We start from the raw sequence: 17,046 nt of genomic DNA on the forward strand, positions 1-17,046 counted from the left end.
CACCCCCGGGGCCGGCCGGCCCACCGCAGGGCAGCACGAAGCCCCCGAGCGGGACACGGCCCCCCGGGGCAGCACGAAAACCCGCCGGGCGGCACGAGGCCACCCGGCGGGCACGAAGCGATGGGCAGGCCGAACCCAGGCCGGAGCCGAACTCGGACCCAGACCGGAGCCGAACTCGGCCCCAGACCGGAGCCGCACTCGGACGGCGGCCGGAGCCGGACCCCGGCCCGACTGCAGCCGCGGCCGGACTACGGCCGGCTACGACAGTTCGGAGGTTCCCGAAACGGGCCAGCTCATCCGGATGGTCCCGCCGTTTTCCCCGCTGATGACGTCGACGTCGTCGACCAGGCCGCTGATCACGGCAAGGCCCATCTCGTCCTCGCCCTCGGTGTCGGGGTCCAGGACGGCGTCGATTCCGGGCACGGCGGCAGACGGGCCGCCGGCCGGTCCGGGTACTTCGTCGCTGACCTCGATGGAGAACACCTTCTCCTCCTCGGTCAGCACCACCCGGACGGGCGCGGTCAGCCCGTTGCTGCGATGTAGTCCGACGGCACGCGAACAGGCCTCGCCCACGGCGAGGCGGACCTCGTCGAGGACGGCTTCCTCCACACCGGCCCGCCGCGCCACGGCGGCCGCGACCAGGCGGGCCGTCCGGACGTGTTCGGGCTGGGCGCTGAAGCGCAGTTCAACGGTGGCCATGCGCGTCCCCCTCGGACTACGGGCGTGCCTTACAGGGGCCCGGACCGCTTGTGGCCCGGTACCCCCCGCTCCATCTTCGGCCGTTTCGCCGCCGAGCGCCGTCAGTCGGTGGCGTTGACGGCGTCTTCCACCGAGTTGTGGATCGGAAACACCTTGGTCAGACCGGTGATTCGGAAGATCTTCAGGATGCGCTCCTGGTTGCAGACCAGACGCAGCGAGCCCTCGTGCGCGCGGACGCGCTTGAGGCCTCCCACGAGCACACCAAGTCCGGTGGAGTCGAGGAAGTCCACTCGCTCCATGTCGACAACCAGGTGGTAGCTGCCGTCGTTCACCAACTCGACCAACTGCTCGCGCAGCTTGGGCGCGGTATACACATCAATCTCGCCACCGACCTCCACGACCGTACGGTCGCCGACAGTGCGAGTCGACAGGGACAGGTCCACGGATCCTCCAGCACCTTGCTATCGAGCGGCGCCCCCCAGGGGCCTCCCCACCCGAAGGTGGGCGAGGGATTGGCTGCCGCGATGGCATTCAATCACTTACCGGCAGGCGCGCACGACGCCTTCGGACCATTGTCCCGCACGCCGGTGACACACTCGGTTCCAATGGCCAACACTCACCGTCCCGGTCCGCCCACGGCACCCGAGGACGTCAGACCCACCCCCGGCACGGTCCTGGACCGGCTGTCACGGGGGCCTTCCCGGGCTGCGCGCATCACCCATACGGAGCACTTGCCCCCTCGGGAGGGTCGTCATGCGGTCTGGCCCGATCGCATCCGAACCGATGTCGTAGCCGCGATTCAGGCCGCCGGGATCGACCATCCGTGGGAACACCAGGCCGCGGCCGCCGAGCACGCCCTCGACGGGGAGTCCGTCGTCGTCGCCACGGGAACCGCCTCGGGCAAGTCGCTGGCCTACCTCGCGCCCGTGCTCTCCGCCCTCGCCGACGGCGCCGAAGCTCCCAACGGCCGGGGCGCGACCGCCCTGTACCTGGCCCCGACCAAGGCCCTGGCCGCCGACCAGCGCCGCGCCGTACGGGAACTGGCAGGCCCCCTCGGCAACGCCGTCCGGCCCGCCGTGTACGACGGGGACACCCCGGTCGAGGAGCGCGAGTGGGTGCGCCAGTACGCGAACTACGTCCTCACCAACCCCGACATGCTGCACCGGGGGATCCTCCCGGCCCACCCGCGCTGGTCCTCCTTCCTGCGGGCCCTGCGCTACGTGGTCATCGACGAGTGCCACACCTACCGGGGCGTCTTCGGCTCCCACGTCGCCCAGGTCCTGCGGAGACTGCGCCGGCTGTGCGCCCGCTACGGCTCCGATCCCGTGTTCCTGCTGGCCTCGGCCACCGCGAGCGACCCGGCCACCGCCGCGTCCCGGCTGACCGGCCTGCCGGTGGTGGAGGTCTCCGACGACGCCTCCCCGCGGGGCGAGGTCGTCTTCGCCCTGTGGGAGCCGCCCCTGACCGACCTCAAGGGCGAGCGGGGGGCTCCCGTACGGCGTACGGCCACCGCCGAGACCGCCGATCTCCTCACCGACCTGGTCGTCCAGGGCGTCCGCACGGTCGCCTTCGTCCGCTCCCGGCGCGGTGCCGAGCTGATCGCCGTGATCGCCCAGGAGAAGCTCGCCGCCGTCGACCGCTCGCTGCCCGGGCGGGTCGCGGCCTACCGCGGCGGCTACCTGCCCGAGGAGCGCCGGGCCCTGGAGCGGGCCCTGCACTCCGGCGACCTGCTCGGCCTGGCCGCGACGACCGCCCTGGAGCTGGGCGTGGACGTCTCCGGCCTCGACGCCGTCCTGATCACCGGCTACCCGGGCACCCGCGCCTCCCTGTGGCAGCAGGCCGGCCGGGCCGGACGCTCGGGCCAGGGCGCGCTGGCCGTCCTGATCGCCCGCGACGACCCGCTGGACACCTACCTGGTCCACCACCCCGAGGCCCTCTTCCGGCAGCCGGTGGAGGCCACGGTCCTGGACCCCGACAACCCGTACGTCCTGGCCCCGCACCTGTGCGCGGCCGCGGCCGAGCTACCCCTCACGGAGCCCGACCTCGACCTCTTCGGCCCGGCGGCACGCGATCTCCTCCCCCAGCTCGAAGCGGCGAAACTGCTGCGCCGCCGGGCCACGGCCTGGCACTGGACCCGCCGGGAACGGGCCTCGGACCTCACCGACATCCGGGGCGGCGGCGGACGCCCGGTCCAGATCGTCGAAGCCGCCACGGGCCGGCTGCTGGGCACGGTCGACGAGGAGGCCTCCCACACCGCCGTCCACGACGGGGCGGTCCACCTCCACCAGGGCCGCACGTACCTCGTGAAGCACCTGGACCTGGCGGACTCCGTCGCGCTGGTCGAGGAGGCCAGCCCGCCGTTCTCCACCACGGCCCGCGACACGACCGCCATCTCGGTCCTGGAAACCGAGACGGAGATCGCCTGGGGGCGGGGCAGGCTCTGCTTCGGCTCCGTGGAGGTCACCAACCAGGTCGTCTCGTACCTGCGCCGCAAACTGATCACCGGCGAGGTGCTCGGCGAGGCCAAACTGGACCTGCCGCCCCGCACCCTGCGCACCCGGGCCGTGTGGTGGACGGTCACCGAGGAACAGCTGGACGAGGCCCGGATCAACCCGGAGATCCTCGGCGGCGCCCTGCACGCCGCCGAGCACGCCTCGATCGGCCTGCTCCCGCTCTTCGCCACCTGCGACCGCTGGGACATCGGCGGGGTTTCCGTCCCGCTGCATCCCGACACCCTCCTCCCGACGGTCTTCGTCTACGACGGCCACCCGGGCGGAGCGGGCTTCGCCGAGCGCGCCTTCCACACGGCCCGCGCCTGGCTGACGGCGACCCGGGACGCGATCGCCGCCTGCGAGTGCGAGGCCGGCTGCCCCTCCTGCATCCAGTCCCCCAAGTGCGGCAACGGCAACGACCCCCTGCACAAGCGCGGCGCCGTCCGCCTGCTCACCCACCTCCTCTCGGAATCCCCGGCACCGGCACCGTCACCGTCAGAGACGCCCTGAGCCCCTCAGGTCCCCCGGACGGGCCGGGCCCCTCCGGGCGAACCCCGGGCCGGAGCCGCCGCCCCGGTCGCAGCCGGCGCGGCCGGGGCACCGGCTTCGCGGGATCGTCGGCGATTGGCTTGATATCGCCCCTAGGGCCACCCGGACAGTGTCAGGTGGCCGGTGGCCGGTCACTGGTCACTGGTCACTGGTCACTGGGACAAGTGGCAGCCGGCCCGGACCACTCCCCCGTACCTCCCCTCGACCGCGCTCGTATTCCCGGGCCCTCTCCCAGACGGCCCACCCGGACGGGCCACCCGGACATCCGTGGCCCCGCAGCCGTGCAGCCCTGCAGCCCCGCAGCCCCGCAGCCCCGCAGCCCCGCAGCCCCGCAGCCCTGCAGCCCGCCCGCCACCGCCCCGGGGGACCCGGTCCCGTGGAGGCCCCCTCAACGGGGCTCCCCGGGCAACGGCGGGCCCGCGCGAGAGCGCAGCTCCGGCCCGAAGGGGCCCGTCGGGGCGCGGGCGGTGACCTCCGCGACCTCGCCCGTCACCCCGCACTCGGTGACCCGCGCGCCCTGCGCCACCGCCACCCGTATCGCCGTGGCGCAGGCGGCCTCCGGGCCGTGGGCCCAGCTCGCCGCCGCCGCGAGGGCGGCCAGGTCGGCCGCGGCCGCAGCACGGTGCCGGGAGACCACCGCCTGCCCGAGCAGGAGCACCCCGCCGAACACCGCCACCAGCACGGTCGCCACCACGACCGCCCACACCGTGGCCGACCCCCGGTCCCGCGCGCCCGCACACCTCCCGGTCACGGCGGCGGCCCCACGGTGTCCTCGGCCAGGGCGGCGGCCAGGGCGGTGAGCCGGACCGGCAGCGCGGCCGGTCCCGGAGCGGGAGCCGTGACGCGGACCCGCCACAGGTCACCCGCCCGCGAGAGCTCCACCCGCGCCCCGGGCGGGGCGGCCGCCTCGGCTGCCGCGACCGCCGCGCCCGCCGGCTCCGAGCGGGCCGCCGACCGGGCACCGGCCCGAGCGGCGTCCACACACCGGATCTGCGCGGCCGCCGCCATCAGCGCCCACACCAGCAGCGCCGCGAACAGCACCAGCGCCGGAATCACCAGGGCCGCCTCCGCCGTCACATATCCGCGGTCAGAACCGCGGTCAGAACGGCGCATCGAGCGCCTTTCCGATGGTCGACTGAAGTGCCGTCGAGACCAGTTCACTCGTCACCACCTTGTACAGAACGGCCGCGAACGCACACGCCGCGATCGTGCCCATGGCGTATTCGGATGTGGACATTCCCGCGTCGCCCCCGCGGCCCTTCAGTCCCGCCCGCCCCGCCAGCCCCGTCATTGCCGCCCGCACGCGAATCCAGATGATCGACATGACAACCTCCCGTTGATTCAGCTTTTTGACGTGATCTCAGATCTCAGATGTCAGATGGTCATTTCAGGTGGCCAATTCGATCGGCCCGTCAGTCAGCCCCTCAGCCGGCCCCTCAGCCGGCGGAGAGGAGGCCGGAGGCCATTCCGATCACCACCGGCGCCACTCCCAGCGCGAGGAAGGCGGGGAGGAAGCACAAGCCCACCGGCGCGGTGACGAGGACCGCCGCCCGCTGCGCCCGGGCTCCCGCCCGGCGGGCGCGGTCTGCCCGGAGCGTCGACGCGAGCCGGGACACCGGTTCCGCGGCGGGCGCCCCCGTGCGTGCGGAGCGCTCGAGGCATTCGGCCAGGGCGCGCGCTCCCGGTATCTCCGCCAACCTCCCCCACGCGGCGCCCGGTTCGCCGCCGAGGCGCAGCTCCGCTCCGGCCATCGCCAGCCGGTCCCCCACCGGGCCGCCCAGCGATTCCCCCACCGCCTCGGCGGCGTCCACCGGCCCGGCCCCGGCCGCCAGACACGCGGCCAACAGGTCGGCTGCGAACGGAAGCTGACGCTCCGCCTCCCCGTGGTCGACCCCTGTGGCCGGCCGCCGTCGCGCGAGCCACCTGCGGACCGCGAAGCCCGCCGCGCAGCCTGCCGCCGCTCCAGCGAGCCCCCCGATCAGCAGCCAGGCCGCCGCCAGTGCTCCGGCGGGCCCGGCCCAGGCCGTCACCGCCACCCGCAGCCGGGGCCCGGCGGGCGGCCGCCTGTGCGCCGCCTCCGCCGCGAGCATCCGGGTGAGCCGTCGCCGGGCCGCCCGCTCCCCGATGCGCGCCGCCACCGCCGAGGCCGCCCACAGCGCCGCCGCCGCGAGGCACAGGGCCATCCCCAGCCTGTGGATCGCGAAGCCGTCCATCACCGCTCCCCCACCCTTACGATGCGCCGGCACCACAGCAGCCCCAGCGCCTCCAGTGCCGAGCCCGCGAGCAGGCAGCCCCACCCCACCGGCGTGTGCAGGAGCACCCGCAGCGGATCGGCCCCCAGCCCGGTACCGATGAGCAGACCGACCGCCGGGAGCAGGGCGAGCACCGCCGTCGTCGATCTCGCTCCCGCGAGCTGGGCGCGCAGTGATTCCTCCCGGTCCCGCTCGGCCCGCAAGGCCCCTTCCAGCCGGTCCAGTCCGGCGGCCAGCCCGGCGCCGCCGTCCACCGAGACCCGCCAGCAGGCCGCCATCGCCGCCAGCCCCTCCGCGCCGGGCTCCCGGGCCGCCTGCCGCAGTGCTGCGGCCACGTCCCCGCCGAAGGCAGCGGCCGCCAGGACGCCGGCCTCCGCGGCTCCCGGCCCGCCGGGGCCGGACACCGTGCGGCGCATCGCCTCGGTCAGCGCCCGGCCGGGCTGCGCACCGGCGCGCAGCTCGCCCGCCACCGCTCCGCACAGGGCCACCACTTCGGCGGCCCGCGCCGTCCGGGCCCGCGCCCGCTCCCTGGCCCGCAGCCACCGGCGGACCAGCGGCACGGCGGCCGCCCCGGCGACCATCGGGATCACCGACCCGCCCAGCAGTGCGAGCACCAGCCCGGCCCCGAGGCAGGTCCACTCCCGGCTGCGCGTGGCCCGGAGCCTGACTGCGGCCACCAGGTGTTCCCAGGGCGCCGGTCCGGCCGGTACCGGTGGCCCCGCCCCGGCCAGTACCGCCCTGGCCCGCCGGGGCACCCGGTCGGCCCCGGCCAGCGCCCAGGCGGCCGCTCCGGCGCACAGCACCCCGGCGATCACCGGCAGCGGCACCACCGCCCCGGCGCTCACCGGGCACCCGCGAGCAGCGGGCGCAGCCGCTCCCAGCCCCGGTCCCGTACGAACCCCCGGGCGCCCCAGCGCAGCGCTGGCACGGTGACCACGAGCCCGGCCGGGTCCCGCTCCAGGACGTGCACCTCGGCGACCCGGCGCCGGCCGGCCCGGTCCCGTACGAGGTGGACCACCAGCGTCAGGGCCGCCGCCAACTGGCTGTGAAGGGCGGCCCGGTCGAGTCCGGCGGCCGTACCGAGGGCTTCCAGCCGGGCCGGCACGTGGGCGGCGGCATTCGCGTGGACCGTGCCACAGCCGCCTTCGTGTCCCGTGTTGAGGGCGGCCAGCAGGTCCGCGACCTCGGCGCCGCGGACTTCGCCGACGACGAGCCGGTCGGGCCTCATCCGCAGGGCCTGGCGGACCAGGTCGGCGAGGGTGACCTGGCCGGCACCCTCCTGGTTGGCCGGCCGGGTCTCCAGCCGGACCACGTGCGGATGGTCGGGCCGCAGCTCGGCCGAGTCCTCGGCGAGCACGATCCGCTCCCCGGGGCCGACCAGCCCGAGCAGGGCGCTGAGCAGGGTGGTCTTGCCGGTGCCCGTCCCGCCCGAGACCAGGAAGGACAGCCGGGCCCGCACCATGTCCCGCAGCAGCCGCTGCCCGCCGGGCGGCAGCGTGCCCGCCTCGACCAGCTCCTCCAGCGTGAAGGCGCGCGGCCGCACCACCCGCAGGGACAGGCACGCCGAGCCGACGGCCACCGGAGGCAGTACGGCGTGCAAGCGGGTGCCGTCGGGCATCCGGGCGTCCACCCAGGGCCGGGCGTCGTCGAGGCGGCGTCCGGCGACGGCGGCGAGCCGCTGGGCGAGCCTGCGCACCGCGGCGGCGTCGGCGAAGGTCACCCCGGTCAGCTCCAGCCCGCCGCCGCGGTCCACCCACACCCGGTCGGGGGCGGCCACCAGGACGTCGGTGACCTCGGGGTCGGCGAGGAGCGCCTCCAGCGGGCCCGCGCCCACCAGTTCGGACCTCAGTTCCGCGGCGACGCCGAGCACCTCCGCGTCGCCCAGCAGCCGGCCCTGGGCCCGCAGGGCCGCCGCCACCCGCGCCGGGGTCGGCTCCGCCCCGCTCTCGGCGAGCCGCTGGCGCACCGCGTCGAGGAGCACGGCGCTCATGCCGACACCCCCTGGGCGGAGCCGAGCGCGCGCTGCCAGAAGCCGTCGCAGAAGCGGGCGAGGGCGCCCCGACCGTGCGCTCCCGGGGGCTCCCCCTCGGCCACCCGGCCCGGGAGCCCGACCTCGACCGGTACTTCCCCGGCCAGCGGCACCCCCAGCAGTCCGGCGACGGCCTCCGCGTCGAGTCCGCCGGGCGCGGGTCCCCGTACGACCACGCGAACGTCGCGGGCCACCATGCGGACTCCGGCGGACACCCGGCCGGCGGCGGCCACCGCCCGCAACTCGCCCCGCACCACCATCAGCACCAGGTCCAGCTGCGCGAGCACCTCCGCCACCGCTTCGTCGACGCGGCGCGGCAGGTCGACCACGACGACCCCGCCCCGGCGCCGCGCCGCGGCCACCACCGAGCGCATGGCGGCGGGCGGCACCACCACCCGGTCCCCGCGGTCCCAGCTGAGCACCCTCAGGGCGTGCAGCTCGGGCAGGGATTCGGCCAGGGCTCCGGCGCCGACCCGGCCGCGCGAGGCGGCGAAGTCGGGCCAGCGCAGCCCTTCGGCGGCTTCGCCTCCGAGGAGGACGTCCATACCGCCGCCGAGGGGGTCGCCGTCGATGAGGATGGTCCGCTCGCCGGCCCGGGCCGCCCTCAGGGCCAGGGCGCAGGCGAGGGTCGAGGCTCCGGCTCCGCCGCTGCCCCCGATCACCCCGACCGTGAGGGCGGGCCGCCCGGCGCCTTCCACCACGTCGGCGATCCTGTCGACGAGCCTGCTCTCGGCGTCGGGGAGGGTCAGCACCTCCTCGGCGCCGATCTCCACCGCCCGCTGCCAGACGTGGGGGTCGTCCAGATCCCGGCCGACGAGGAAGACCCCGTCCCGCCGGGGTGCGCCGCGCACCCGCCGGGCGGCGTCGTCGCCGACCAGCACGAGGGGCGCAGATTCCCAGCCGACCCCCGCCACCCCCGTGACACCAGCGGCACCTCCGCCGCTCCCGTCGCTCCCGTCGCCACTCTCACGATCGGCTCCGCTTTGCTCCGGCACCGCGTGGTGCACATGCGGCTCGGCGCCCGCGGCGGCGCACAGCCGCAGCAGGTCGTCGAGCAGCAGGGGGTCCTCGGTGATGATCAGCGGCCGTCCACCGGCGGCCAAAGGCCCGCCGGCCCCGGGATTCGGCCTGTCCCCGCCCGCCACCGCGAGATCCCGGACTTCACACGACTTCGATCCAGCCACGATCTCCGCCTCCTTCTCACCGCAAATCCAGCGCCGCGGACTTCGCGGCCGGAATCACCGTGACGGGATCAGGGAAAAGAAGTGGATCTTGCTCTAAAACCGTGGACAGCCGCCCCATTGTGAATAACCCGCTCACCCCTACAGGTGAGTTCCGGAGCGCGCCGGAACCACTACGCAGCGTGACGAGTTCGATGGGGTGAGGGCCTTCGACGCGCGGGCCCCTCACAGACGAGGAGGACCCAGGAATGATCACTTGGGGTCGAAAGCAGGGACGCAAACCGCGTCCGGACATGCGACGACCCCCGCCGGGGGGGAGAGCGGGGGTCGTCCCCACGGTCCGACTCGGGGGGGGAGGAGCCAGACCGGGTTAGCACGGTCGCGAACGATCCGTGACTTCCATGGTGTACCCGAGAGCCTTCTCAGGCAAACCCACGCGCCGCACTTTACGCCGAATGGTGGGCGCATATGCTCGGGTCGTGGAAAATCAGCCCTTGCCGCACTCCTTGCCTCGCACCGCAGCCTTCTTCGACCTGGACAAGACGGTCATTGCGAAGTCGAGCACTCTGACGTTCAGCAAGTCCTTCTACCAGGGCGGCCTGATCAACCGAAGGGCCGTGCTGCGCACCGCCTACACGCAGTTCATCTATCTGGCCGGCGGCGCCGACCACGATCAGATGGAACGGATGCGGGAGTACCTGTCCGCCCTCTGCAAGGGGTGGAACGTGCAGCAGGTCCGGGAGATCGTCGCCGAGACCTTGCACGACCTCATCGACCCACTGATCTACGACGAGGCCGCCTCCCTCATCGAGGCCCACCACACCGCGGGCCGCGACGTGGTGATCGTGTCCACCTCCGGAGCCGAGGTCGTCGAGCCCATCGGCGAGATGCTCGGCGCCGACCGGGTCGTCGCCACGCGGATGGTCGTCGGCGAGGACGGCTGCTTCACCGGCGAGATCGAGTACTACGCCTACGGCCCCACCAAGGCGGAGGCCGTACGGGAACTCGCGGAGTCCGAGGGGTACGACCTCTCGCGCTGCTACGCGTACAGCGACTCGGTCACCGACATCCCGATGCTGGAGACGGTCGGGCACCCGCACGCGGTCAACCCCGACCGGGCACTGCGGCGGGAGGCGGTGGCGCGCGAGTGGCCGGTACTGGTCTTCAACCGGCCTGTACGGCTGAAGCAGCGGCTCCCGGGGCTGTCGATGCCGGCACGGCCGGCGCTGGTCGCCGCAGCCGCGGTGGGCGCTGCCGCGGCCACCGCCGGACTGGTCTGGTACGCGAGCCGGCGGCGCGCCCTGGCCGCCACGGCACCCCACTGACCTGCAAGAACACCGGATGTCCGATACATCAGGAATCGCACCGGAAAGCAAAGAAATGCGGCCAGGGGTTTCGCTCCACTCCGAAGCGGAGTACAAATGAAGCAACGGCCCGCGAGACCAAAGAACATCCGAGAGGATCATCTTTAAAACGCAGTAAGGCCCACGGACCGAAGCATGAACGCCGAGCACCCACGCGACGTCGACCCGTCGATTACGGGCCAGCCGCACCAGGGAACGGGCAAAGATCCCGACCTGATGGGCAATCATCGAGGACGCTTGGTAACTGGGCGTAAATGCCAGCGGCGACACCAGAGCAGTACGGTGTCGCCGCAACCCATGTCCGGGGCCCGCCAGGCCCCGTGAGGCCGTGCCCGGACCCGCGAAGAGGCCCCCGTGAGGCCCTGCCCGGACCCGCGAAGGCCCCGCCCGGACCCGCCCGGCCCCACCCGGACCCGTCAGGCCGCGCCGCGCTGGAGCGCCTCACAGACCGCCGTCGACTCGCGGACCCCGAGCTCGATCGCCCGGCCGCAGTGCGCGATCCAGGCCGACATCCCCTCCGCCGTTCCCGAGACGTAGCCCTTGAAGGCCTCCACGTAGGCCTCCTTGCCCTGCTCCGCGTGACCGACCTCCGCCGGACAGATCGCCTTCGGGTCCAGGCCGCTGTTGATGAGTACGATCCGCTCCGCCGTCCGCGCCACCAGGCCGTTGTACGAACCGAACGGACGCAGCGCGAGCAGCTCGCCGTGCACCACCGCCGCCGTGATCAGTGCCGGAGCGGATCCGCCCGCGATGATCAGGCGGGAGAGCCCGTCCAGCCGGCCCGCCACCTCCTGCGCGTCGGGCAGGGGCAGGTCGATCAGGGGCTCGTCCACCGGCTCACCGGCCAGGCGGGGCCTGCCGACCACGTCGCCGTCGGCCGTGGAGCCCGAGGCCACCAGGTGGAGCCGCGCCAGGACCCGTAGCGGCGACTGGCGCCAGATGCTCAGCAGCTGGCCCGCCTCCGCCGTCAGGCGCAGGGCGGCACCCACCGTGCGCGCCTCGGGCTCCGAGCCGAAGTCGCTCCGGCGGCGGACCTCCTCCAGCGCCCAGTCGGCCCCGGACAGCGCCGCGCTCCCGCGGGCCCCGCGCAGCGCGGCCTCCGAGGTGATCTCCCCGGCGCGGCGGCGCATGACGCGGTGGCCGTAGACCCGGTCCACGGCCTTGCGTACGGAATCCACGGACTCGGCGACGCCCGGCAGACCGGACAGGGGAGCGAGCGGGTCGGCGGCGGCTCCGGAAGAGGCCGCGGCGGCGGAAGAAGCGGAAGGGGCCGAAGAGGCGGCGGAAGCAGAGGCGCTACTCATAAGTAAGGAGCCTACGCACTGCTCCCCCATAGCACCGACCCCTCCTTGGAGTGGTCTTCTTCACTCAGGCATACAACACAAAGCCACCGACCCACTACCCTTCGTGAACATGAAGATCGCTTTCGTGGGGAAGGGCGGCAGCGGCAAGACCACGCTGTCCTCCCTTTTCATCCGCCACCTCGCCTCCAATGAAGCCCGTGTCGTCGCGGTGGACGCCGACATCAACCAGCACCTGGGCACCGCGCTCGGACTCAGCGAGGACGACGCGGCCTCGCTGCCCGCGCTGGGCGCGCACCTGCCTCTGATCAAGGACTATCTGCGGGGATCCAACCCGCGCATCGCCTCCGCCGACACCATGATCAAAACGACTCCGCCCGGCACCGGCTCCCGGCTGTTGCGGGTCGACGAGGACAACCCCGTCTACGACGCCTGCGCGCGCACCCTCACCCTCGACGGCGAGCCCGTGCGGCTGATGGCGACGGGCCCGTTCACCGAGTCCGACCTGGGCGTGGCCTGCTACCACTCCAAGGTCGGCGCGGTCGAGCTGTGCCTCAACCACCTCGCCGACGGCCCGGACGAGTACGTCGTCGTCGACATGACGGCCGGTTCGGACTCCTTCGCCTCCGGCATGTTCACCCGCTTCGACGTGACCTTCCTGGTCGCCGAACCGACCCGCAAGGGCATCTCCGTCTACCGCCAGTACAAGGAGTACGCGCGGGACTTCGGGATCACGCTCAAGGTCGTCGGCAACAAGGTGCAGGGTCCGGAGGACATCGAGTTCCTCCAGGACGAGGCCGGCGAGGACCTGCTGGTCACCGTCGGGCAGTCGGACTGGGTGCGGGCGATGGAGAAGGGCCGACCTGCCGCCTTCGAGCTGCTGGAGGCCACCAACCGGCTGGCCCTGCAGGCGCTCCAGGACGCCGCGGACGACTCCTACGCGCACCGCGACTGGGAGCGGTACACCGAGCAGATGGTCCACTTCCACCTGCGCAACGCGGAGAGCTGGGGCAACGCGAAGACCGGGGTCGACCTGGCTGATCAGGTCGACCCCGGTTTCGTCCTACGGGAGCTGCTCACTCCTCGCTCTGACTCGCTTCTGCCGGCTCCGCAGCCGGCTTGACCCCGGCGGGGGCGGCCGGCTTGGCCGGCGGCCCCGCCGTCAGGAAGGTGTTCCAGCCCGCCTTCGGCGCCTCGCCGACGTCGAGGGTGCGCATCCACTCCAGGGCCTTCGGGTCCTGGGCGTCCAGCCAGTCCACCAGCTCCCGGAAGGGCACGCAGCGGACCTCCTTCTGCGTGCACATGGTCTTGATGGAGTCCTCGACGGCACGCATGTAGGTGCCGCCGTTCCAGGATTCGAAGTGGTTGCCGATGATCAGCGGCGCACGGTTGCCCTGGTAGGTCCGCTCGAAGGCCTTGACCAGGCCGTCTCGCATCTGCTCACCCCAGTAGGCGTGCTGGGAGGGATCGCCCTGCGTGGTCGTCCCGGACTGGTTGACCAGGTAGTTGTAGTCCATGCTGAGCGTTTCGAAGGCGCGGCCCGGCATGGGGACCAGCTGAAGCGGGATGTCCCAGAGGCCGTCGGTCTTCTTCGGCCAGATCTGCTTGCTGATGCCGCTGGAGTCGTAGCGGAAGCCGCCCATCTCCTTCGCCGCCAGCATGAAGTTCTTCTGGCCTTCGAGGCACGGGGTGCGGGCCCCGATCATCTCCTTGTCGTAGTCGAACGGGAGCGCCTCCATGCCCTTGAGGGCGGGCGAGTTCGTCTTCCAGTTCTTGACGAAGGACTTGGCCTGGTTGATCTCGCTCTTCCACTCGTCCACGGACCAGGTCCCGACGCCGCCCTCGGGTCCGCAGAAGTGGCCGTTGAAGTGGGTGCCGATCTCGTTGCCCTCCAGCCAGGCCTCGCGCACCTGGAGAGCGGTGTCCTTGATGCCCTGGGGGTCGCCGAAGCCGATGTCGGAGCGGCCCGCGGAGTGCTGGGGTGCGGTGTAGAGGGAACGCTTCTCCTCCGGGAGCATGTACACGCCGCTGAGGAAGTACGTCATACGGGCGTTGTACTTCTTGCCCACCTCGCGGAAATGCGAGAAGAGCTTCTGGCTGTCCTCTCCCGCCCCGTCCCACGAATAGACGACGAACTGCGGCGGCTTTTCGCCGGGCTTCAGCTTCTCCGCCTTCCGTACGTTCGGCTGCAGGCCGGTGTACGAGGTCGAGCCGTCCCCGATGAGCCGCTTGACACTGCCCGGAGCCGGGCCTTCCGGCGCGGGCGCGCCCTTCTTGGCCGCCTGACCTCCCGGGGCCGGACGGCCGGCGGGCTCCGAGGTGCTGCACCCGGCCACTCCCAGGACCAGCGCCGTGGCGACGAGACCGCCGGCGATCCTCTTCTTGGCGGCCTTCTTCGTGGCGGGCCTCTTCGTGGTGGCAGTCATCCGCCGCACCTCTTCCCTCGCAGTTCCGTCGCAGGACTTCCGCGCCGCAACGTCCCATGCGGTCCGTTTTAAGGAAGGTGTGACAAGCCGGACTAAATGCTTAATCACCCGTCAGCGCTAATTCCTAGGCCGTTTGCCCGCATTACTCACCACAGGGCTTTACTCTCCATTACCGTTCATTTACCGAGTGTTGAGAATCCCGCCGCTTCACCCCTCCCCCTCGAGGAGACGGGACCTATGCCAGCCACCCCCTCCCCCACTTCCCCTCCCCCCACCAAAGGCCTCCCGGCCGGCCTCCAGGCCGACCTCTCCGCCTCCGTAGCCGTCTTCCTGATCTCCCTGCCGCTCTCCCTCGGCATCGCCCTGGCCACCGGCGCTCCGCTACAGGCGGGGCTCGTCGCCGCGGCGGCCGGCGGGATCGTGGCCGCACGGCTCGGCGGAACACCGCTCCAGGTCAGCGGTCCCGCGACGGGACTCACCGTCGTCACCGCCGAGTTGATCCAGCACTACGGCTGGCGCACCACCTGTGCCATCACGGTGCTCGCCGGGCTGTGTCAGCTCGGGCTGGCCGCGCTGCGGACCGCCCGGTCCGCGCTGATGGTGAGCCCGGCGATCGTCCACGGGATGCTCGCAGGTGTCGGCGTGACCATCGCGCTGGCACAGCTGCACATCGTGCTCGGCGGCACCCCGCAGAGCTCCGCCCTGGCCAATGTCCGCGGACTTCCCGACCAGTTGGCCGATCTGCATCCCGCCGCGCTCGGCGTCAGCGTGCTCACCCTGGCCGTCCTGCTCTGCTGGCCGCGACTGCCGGGACGCGCCGGACGGAACCTGCGCAAGGTGCCCGCCGCGCTGGCCGCCGTGGTCGTCGCCACGGCCTGCGCCGCCCTCGCCGGGCTCACCCTGCCCCGCGTGGACCTGCCGTCCTGGCGCAGCCACGCGCTGCCCGAACTGCCCGAGGGCCCGGTCCTCGGCATCATCGCCGCCGTCCTGACCATCACCCTGGTCGGCAGTGTGGAATCCCTGCTCTCGGCAGTGGCCACCGACAAGCTCATCGCCACCCAGCGGGGCACGCAAGGGCGTCCCGCGCGGGCCGACCTCAACCGCGAACTGCGCGGCCAGGGCGCGGCGAACATCGTCTCCGGGGCGCTGGGCGGACTGCCCGTCGCGGGCGGCGCCGTCCGCAGCATGGCGAACGTCAAGGCCGGTGCCGTCAGCCGCCGTTCGGTCATGCTGCACGGGCTGTGGATCCTGCTCGCCGCCGGACTGCTCGTCCCCGCCCTCGACCTGATCCCGCTCGCCGCGCTCGCCGCGCTGGTGATGGCGGTGGGCGTGCAGATGGTGAGCGCCACGCACCTGCGCACCGTCACCCGGCACCGCGAGATCCTCGTCTACGCCACGACCATCGTGGCCGTGGTGCTCGGCGGAGTCCTCGAGGGCGTCGCCATCGGCATCGCGATGGCCGTCGCCCTGGCCCTGCACCGCCTGGCCCGGACCCGGATCACCGTCGAACAGCTCGACAGCGGGGTCCACCGGGTGTGGGCCCGCGGGCAGTTGACGTTCCTCGCGGTGCCGCGACTGAGCCGGGTGCTGAACCAGATCCCGCACCACGGGCACGCCGTCATCGAGCTGGACGGCTCGTTCATGGACCACGCCGCCTACGAGACCCTCCAGGACTGGCAGGACTCCCACCTGGCCCACGGTGGCTCGCTGGAGGTCACCGGCCGGTCGGGGGCCAGGATCGCCGAAGCCGAGCAGGCCCAGCGGGCCGAGCGGAGTGCGCAGCGCGGGGACCACCAGTGCTGCCGGCCCTGGACCCCGTGGCAGAACCACTGCGACCACCGGGGCACGGTGGCCCGTACGGACCCGGCGGCGGCCGAGAGCCCGGCCGCGCCCCCCGCTCCCACCCCGGCCCCCGTGCCACAGGCCGGGCCCCGTGGGCGCGGCGCCGGTCAACTGGCCAACGGGATCAGCGCCTTCCAGCGGGACACGGCACCGCACGTCCGCGAGGAGCTGGCCCGGCTGGCCCGCGAAGGGCAGCGGCCCTCTCAGCTCTTCCTCACCTGTGCGGACTCCCGCCTGGTGACGAGCATGATCACTGCCAGCGGCCCCGGAGACCTGTTCACGGTGCGCAACGTCGGCAATCTCGTCCCGCTCCCGGGGGCCGAGTCCACGGACGATTCGGTCGCGGCGGCCATCGAGTACGCCGTGGACGTCCTCCAGGTGGACAGCATCACGGTCTGCGGGCATTCGGGGTGCGGGGCCATGCAGGCACTGCTCAGCTCCGCGCCCGGGGTGCCGATGACCCCGCTGCGGCGGTGGCTGCGGCACGGGCTGCCGAGCCTGGAGCGGATGGCCAGCCGCCATCACGCCTGGGCGCGGATCTCCGGGAGGCTGCCGGCCGATGCCGTGGAGCAGCTGTGCCTGACCAATGTGGTGCAGCAGCTGGAGCACCTGAGGGCCCACGAATCGGTGGCCCGGCGACTCGCCGAGGGCACGCTGGAACTGCACGGGATGTACTTCCACGTCGGCGAGGCGCAGGCGTACCTGCTGTCGGAGGGGGAGGACTTCTTCGACTGCCGGGTCTTCGACACCGTCGGCGCGGGCGCGCTGCGCGGCTGAACGGCCAACCGAGCCACCCGGCCGACCGGCTGAACGGGTAGCAGCCCTCCGAGCGGGAGCTTTGAACCGATACCCTCCCGTATCCGTGCCACTGAGTGGCCCCTTCCCGCACCCTGTAGCGGGAGGGGGCCACT

15 protein-coding genes are annotated in these 17,046 nt (G+C 73.0%); 4 read left to right on the forward strand and 11 right to left on the reverse strand.

Annotated elements, in window-relative coordinates; genetic code table 11:
* Window positions 1-258: 258 nt before the first annotated feature.
* Window positions 259-699, reverse strand: a complete 441-nt coding sequence (locus tag ACFYM0_RS23750) for an ATP-binding protein (RefSeq protein ID WP_388504526.1) — start codon at window positions 697-699, stop codon at window positions 259-261.
* A 101-nt stretch (window positions 700-800) separates the two neighbouring features.
* Window positions 801-1,142 carry an anti-sigma factor antagonist BldG gene (bldG, locus tag ACFYM0_RS23755; RefSeq protein WP_243339893.1) on the reverse strand — a complete coding sequence of 114 codons (342 nt, stop codon included), beginning with the start codon at window positions 1,140-1,142 and terminating at the stop codon, window positions 801-803.
* Between the two features lie 81 nt (window positions 1,143-1,223).
* Between bldG and ACFYM0_RS23760 the strand changes: the two genes are divergently transcribed.
* A complete protein-coding gene (locus tag ACFYM0_RS23760; RefSeq protein WP_388504529.1) occupies window positions 1,224-3,701 on the forward strand; it encodes a DEAD/DEAH box helicase in 2,478 nt (825 codons plus the stop codon).
* A 427-nt stretch (window positions 3,702-4,128) separates the two neighbouring features.
* Here ACFYM0_RS23760 and ACFYM0_RS23765 read toward each other — a convergent pair whose 3' ends face one another.
* The 7 genes from ACFYM0_RS23765 to ssd form a co-directional block, all read right to left on the reverse strand.
* Window positions 4,129-4,491 carry an Rv3654c family TadE-like protein gene (locus ACFYM0_RS23765; RefSeq protein ID WP_388504531.1) on the reverse strand — a complete coding sequence of 121 codons (363 nt, stop codon included), beginning with the start codon at window positions 4,489-4,491 and terminating at the stop codon, window positions 4,129-4,131.
* A complete protein-coding gene (locus ACFYM0_RS23770; RefSeq protein WP_388504533.1) occupies window positions 4,488-4,853 on the reverse strand; it encodes a TadE family type IV pilus minor pilin in 366 nt (121 codons plus the stop codon). The genes ACFYM0_RS23765 and ACFYM0_RS23770 overlap by 4 nt, the downstream gene beginning before the upstream one ends.
* A complete protein-coding gene (locus ACFYM0_RS23775) occupies window positions 4,840-5,031 on the reverse strand; it encodes a DUF4244 domain-containing protein (protein ID WP_388504904.1) in 192 nt (63 codons plus the stop codon). Before ACFYM0_RS23775 ends, ACFYM0_RS23770 begins: the two co-directional genes overlap by 14 nt.
* Before the next feature lie 145 nt (window positions 5,032-5,176).
* A complete protein-coding gene (locus ACFYM0_RS23780) occupies window positions 5,177-5,953 on the reverse strand; it encodes a type II secretion system F family protein (protein ID WP_388504536.1) in 777 nt (258 codons plus the stop codon).
* Window positions 5,953-6,837, reverse strand: a complete 885-nt coding sequence (locus ACFYM0_RS23785) for a type II secretion system F family protein (protein ID WP_388504538.1) — start codon at window positions 6,835-6,837, stop codon at window positions 5,953-5,955. The genes ACFYM0_RS23780 and ACFYM0_RS23785 overlap by 1 nt, the downstream gene beginning before the upstream one ends.
* On the reverse strand, window positions 6,834-7,982 hold the full coding sequence (locus ACFYM0_RS23790; RefSeq protein WP_388504541.1) for a TadA family conjugal transfer-associated ATPase: 1,149 nt from the start codon (window positions 7,980-7,982) through the stop codon (window positions 6,834-6,836). Before ACFYM0_RS23790 ends, ACFYM0_RS23785 begins: the two co-directional genes overlap by 4 nt.
* The gene (gene ssd / locus ACFYM0_RS23795; protein ID WP_388504905.1) at window positions 7,979-9,166 is read right to left on the reverse strand and encodes a septum site-determining protein Ssd; all 1,188 of its coding nucleotides are present in this window, start codon (window positions 9,164-9,166) and stop codon (window positions 7,979-7,981) included. The genes ACFYM0_RS23790 and ssd overlap by 4 nt, the downstream gene beginning before the upstream one ends.
* A gap of 491 nt (window positions 9,167-9,657) precedes the next feature.
* Between ssd and ACFYM0_RS23800 the strand changes: the two genes are divergently transcribed.
* Window positions 9,658-10,527, forward strand: coding sequence for an HAD family hydrolase (locus tag ACFYM0_RS23800; protein WP_388504543.1), 870 nt, complete (start codon window positions 9,658-9,660; stop codon window positions 10,525-10,527).
* A 455-nt stretch (window positions 10,528-10,982) separates the two neighbouring features.
* Here the strand turns inward: ACFYM0_RS23800 and ACFYM0_RS23805 are convergent, their stop codons facing one another.
* Window positions 10,983-11,870, reverse strand: a complete 888-nt coding sequence (locus ACFYM0_RS23805) for an oxidoreductase (RefSeq protein WP_388504546.1) — start codon at window positions 11,868-11,870, stop codon at window positions 10,983-10,985.
* Window positions 11,871-11,979: 109 nt separating this feature from the next.
* Between ACFYM0_RS23805 and ACFYM0_RS23810 the strand changes: the two genes are divergently transcribed.
* Window positions 11,980-12,990 carry an ATP-binding protein gene (locus tag ACFYM0_RS23810; protein WP_388504547.1) on the forward strand — a complete coding sequence of 337 codons (1,011 nt, stop codon included), beginning with the start codon at window positions 11,980-11,982 and terminating at the stop codon, window positions 12,988-12,990.
* Here the strand turns inward: ACFYM0_RS23810 and ACFYM0_RS23815 are convergent.
* Window positions 12,944-14,293 carry a hypothetical protein gene (locus ACFYM0_RS23815; RefSeq protein ID WP_388504549.1) on the reverse strand — a complete coding sequence of 450 codons (1,350 nt, stop codon included), beginning with the start codon at window positions 14,291-14,293 and terminating at the stop codon, window positions 12,944-12,946. The two genes, ACFYM0_RS23810 and ACFYM0_RS23815, sit on opposite strands and share 47 nt — an antisense overlap.
* Window positions 14,294-14,530: 237 nt before the next feature.
* Here ACFYM0_RS23815 and ACFYM0_RS23820 point away from each other — a divergent pair, with 237 nt between their 5' ends.
* A complete protein-coding gene (locus ACFYM0_RS23820) occupies window positions 14,531-16,912 on the forward strand; it encodes a SulP family inorganic anion transporter (RefSeq protein ID WP_388504551.1) in 2,382 nt (793 codons plus the stop codon).
* Window positions 16,913-17,046: the final 134 nt, after the last annotated feature.

It is taken from the genome of Streptomyces sp. NPDC006487 (genome assembly GCF_042870555.1).
Lineage (GTDB): Bacteria > Actinomycetota > Actinomycetes > Streptomycetales > Streptomycetaceae > Streptomyces.

Bases quoted from the DNA above. Each gene is read 5' to 3' on its own strand.
- ACFYM0_RS23750 (WP_388504526.1), bottom strand. From the start codon at position 699: ATGGCCACCGTTGAACTGCGCTTCAGCGCCCAGCCCGAACACGTCCGG.
- ACFYM0_RS23760 (WP_388504529.1), top strand. From the start codon at position 1,224: ATGGCATTCAATCACTTACCGGCAGGCGCGCACGACGCCTTCGGACCA.
- ACFYM0_RS23770 (WP_388504533.1), bottom strand. From the start codon at position 4,853: ATGCGCCGTTCTGACCGCGGTTCTGACCGCGGATATGTGACGGCGGAG.
- ACFYM0_RS23775 (WP_388504904.1), bottom strand. From the start codon at position 5,031: ATGACGGGGCTGGCGGGGCGGGCGGGACTGAAGGGCCGCGGGGGCGAC.
- ACFYM0_RS23780 (WP_388504536.1), bottom strand. From the start codon at position 5,953: ATGGACGGCTTCGCGATCCACAGGCTGGGGATGGCCCTGTGCCTCGCG.
- ACFYM0_RS23790 (WP_388504541.1), bottom strand. From the start codon at position 7,982: ATGAGCGCCGTGCTCCTCGACGCGGTGCGCCAGCGGCTCGCCGAGAGC.
- ACFYM0_RS23800 (WP_388504543.1), top strand. From the start codon at position 9,658: ATGGTGGGCGCATATGCTCGGGTCGTGGAAAATCAGCCCTTGCCGCAC.
- ACFYM0_RS23805 (WP_388504546.1), bottom strand. From the start codon at position 11,870: ATGAGTAGCGCCTCTGCTTCCGCCGCCTCTTCGGCCCCTTCCGCTTCT.
- ACFYM0_RS23810 (WP_388504547.1), top strand. From the start codon at position 11,980: ATGAAGATCGCTTTCGTGGGGAAGGGCGGCAGCGGCAAGACCACGCTG.
- ACFYM0_RS23815 (WP_388504549.1), bottom strand. From the start codon at position 14,293: ATGACTGCCACCACGAAGAGGCCCGCCACGAAGAAGGCCGCCAAGAAG.
- ACFYM0_RS23820 (WP_388504551.1), top strand. From the start codon at position 14,531: ATGCCAGCCACCCCCTCCCCCACTTCCCCTCCCCCCACCAAAGGCCTC.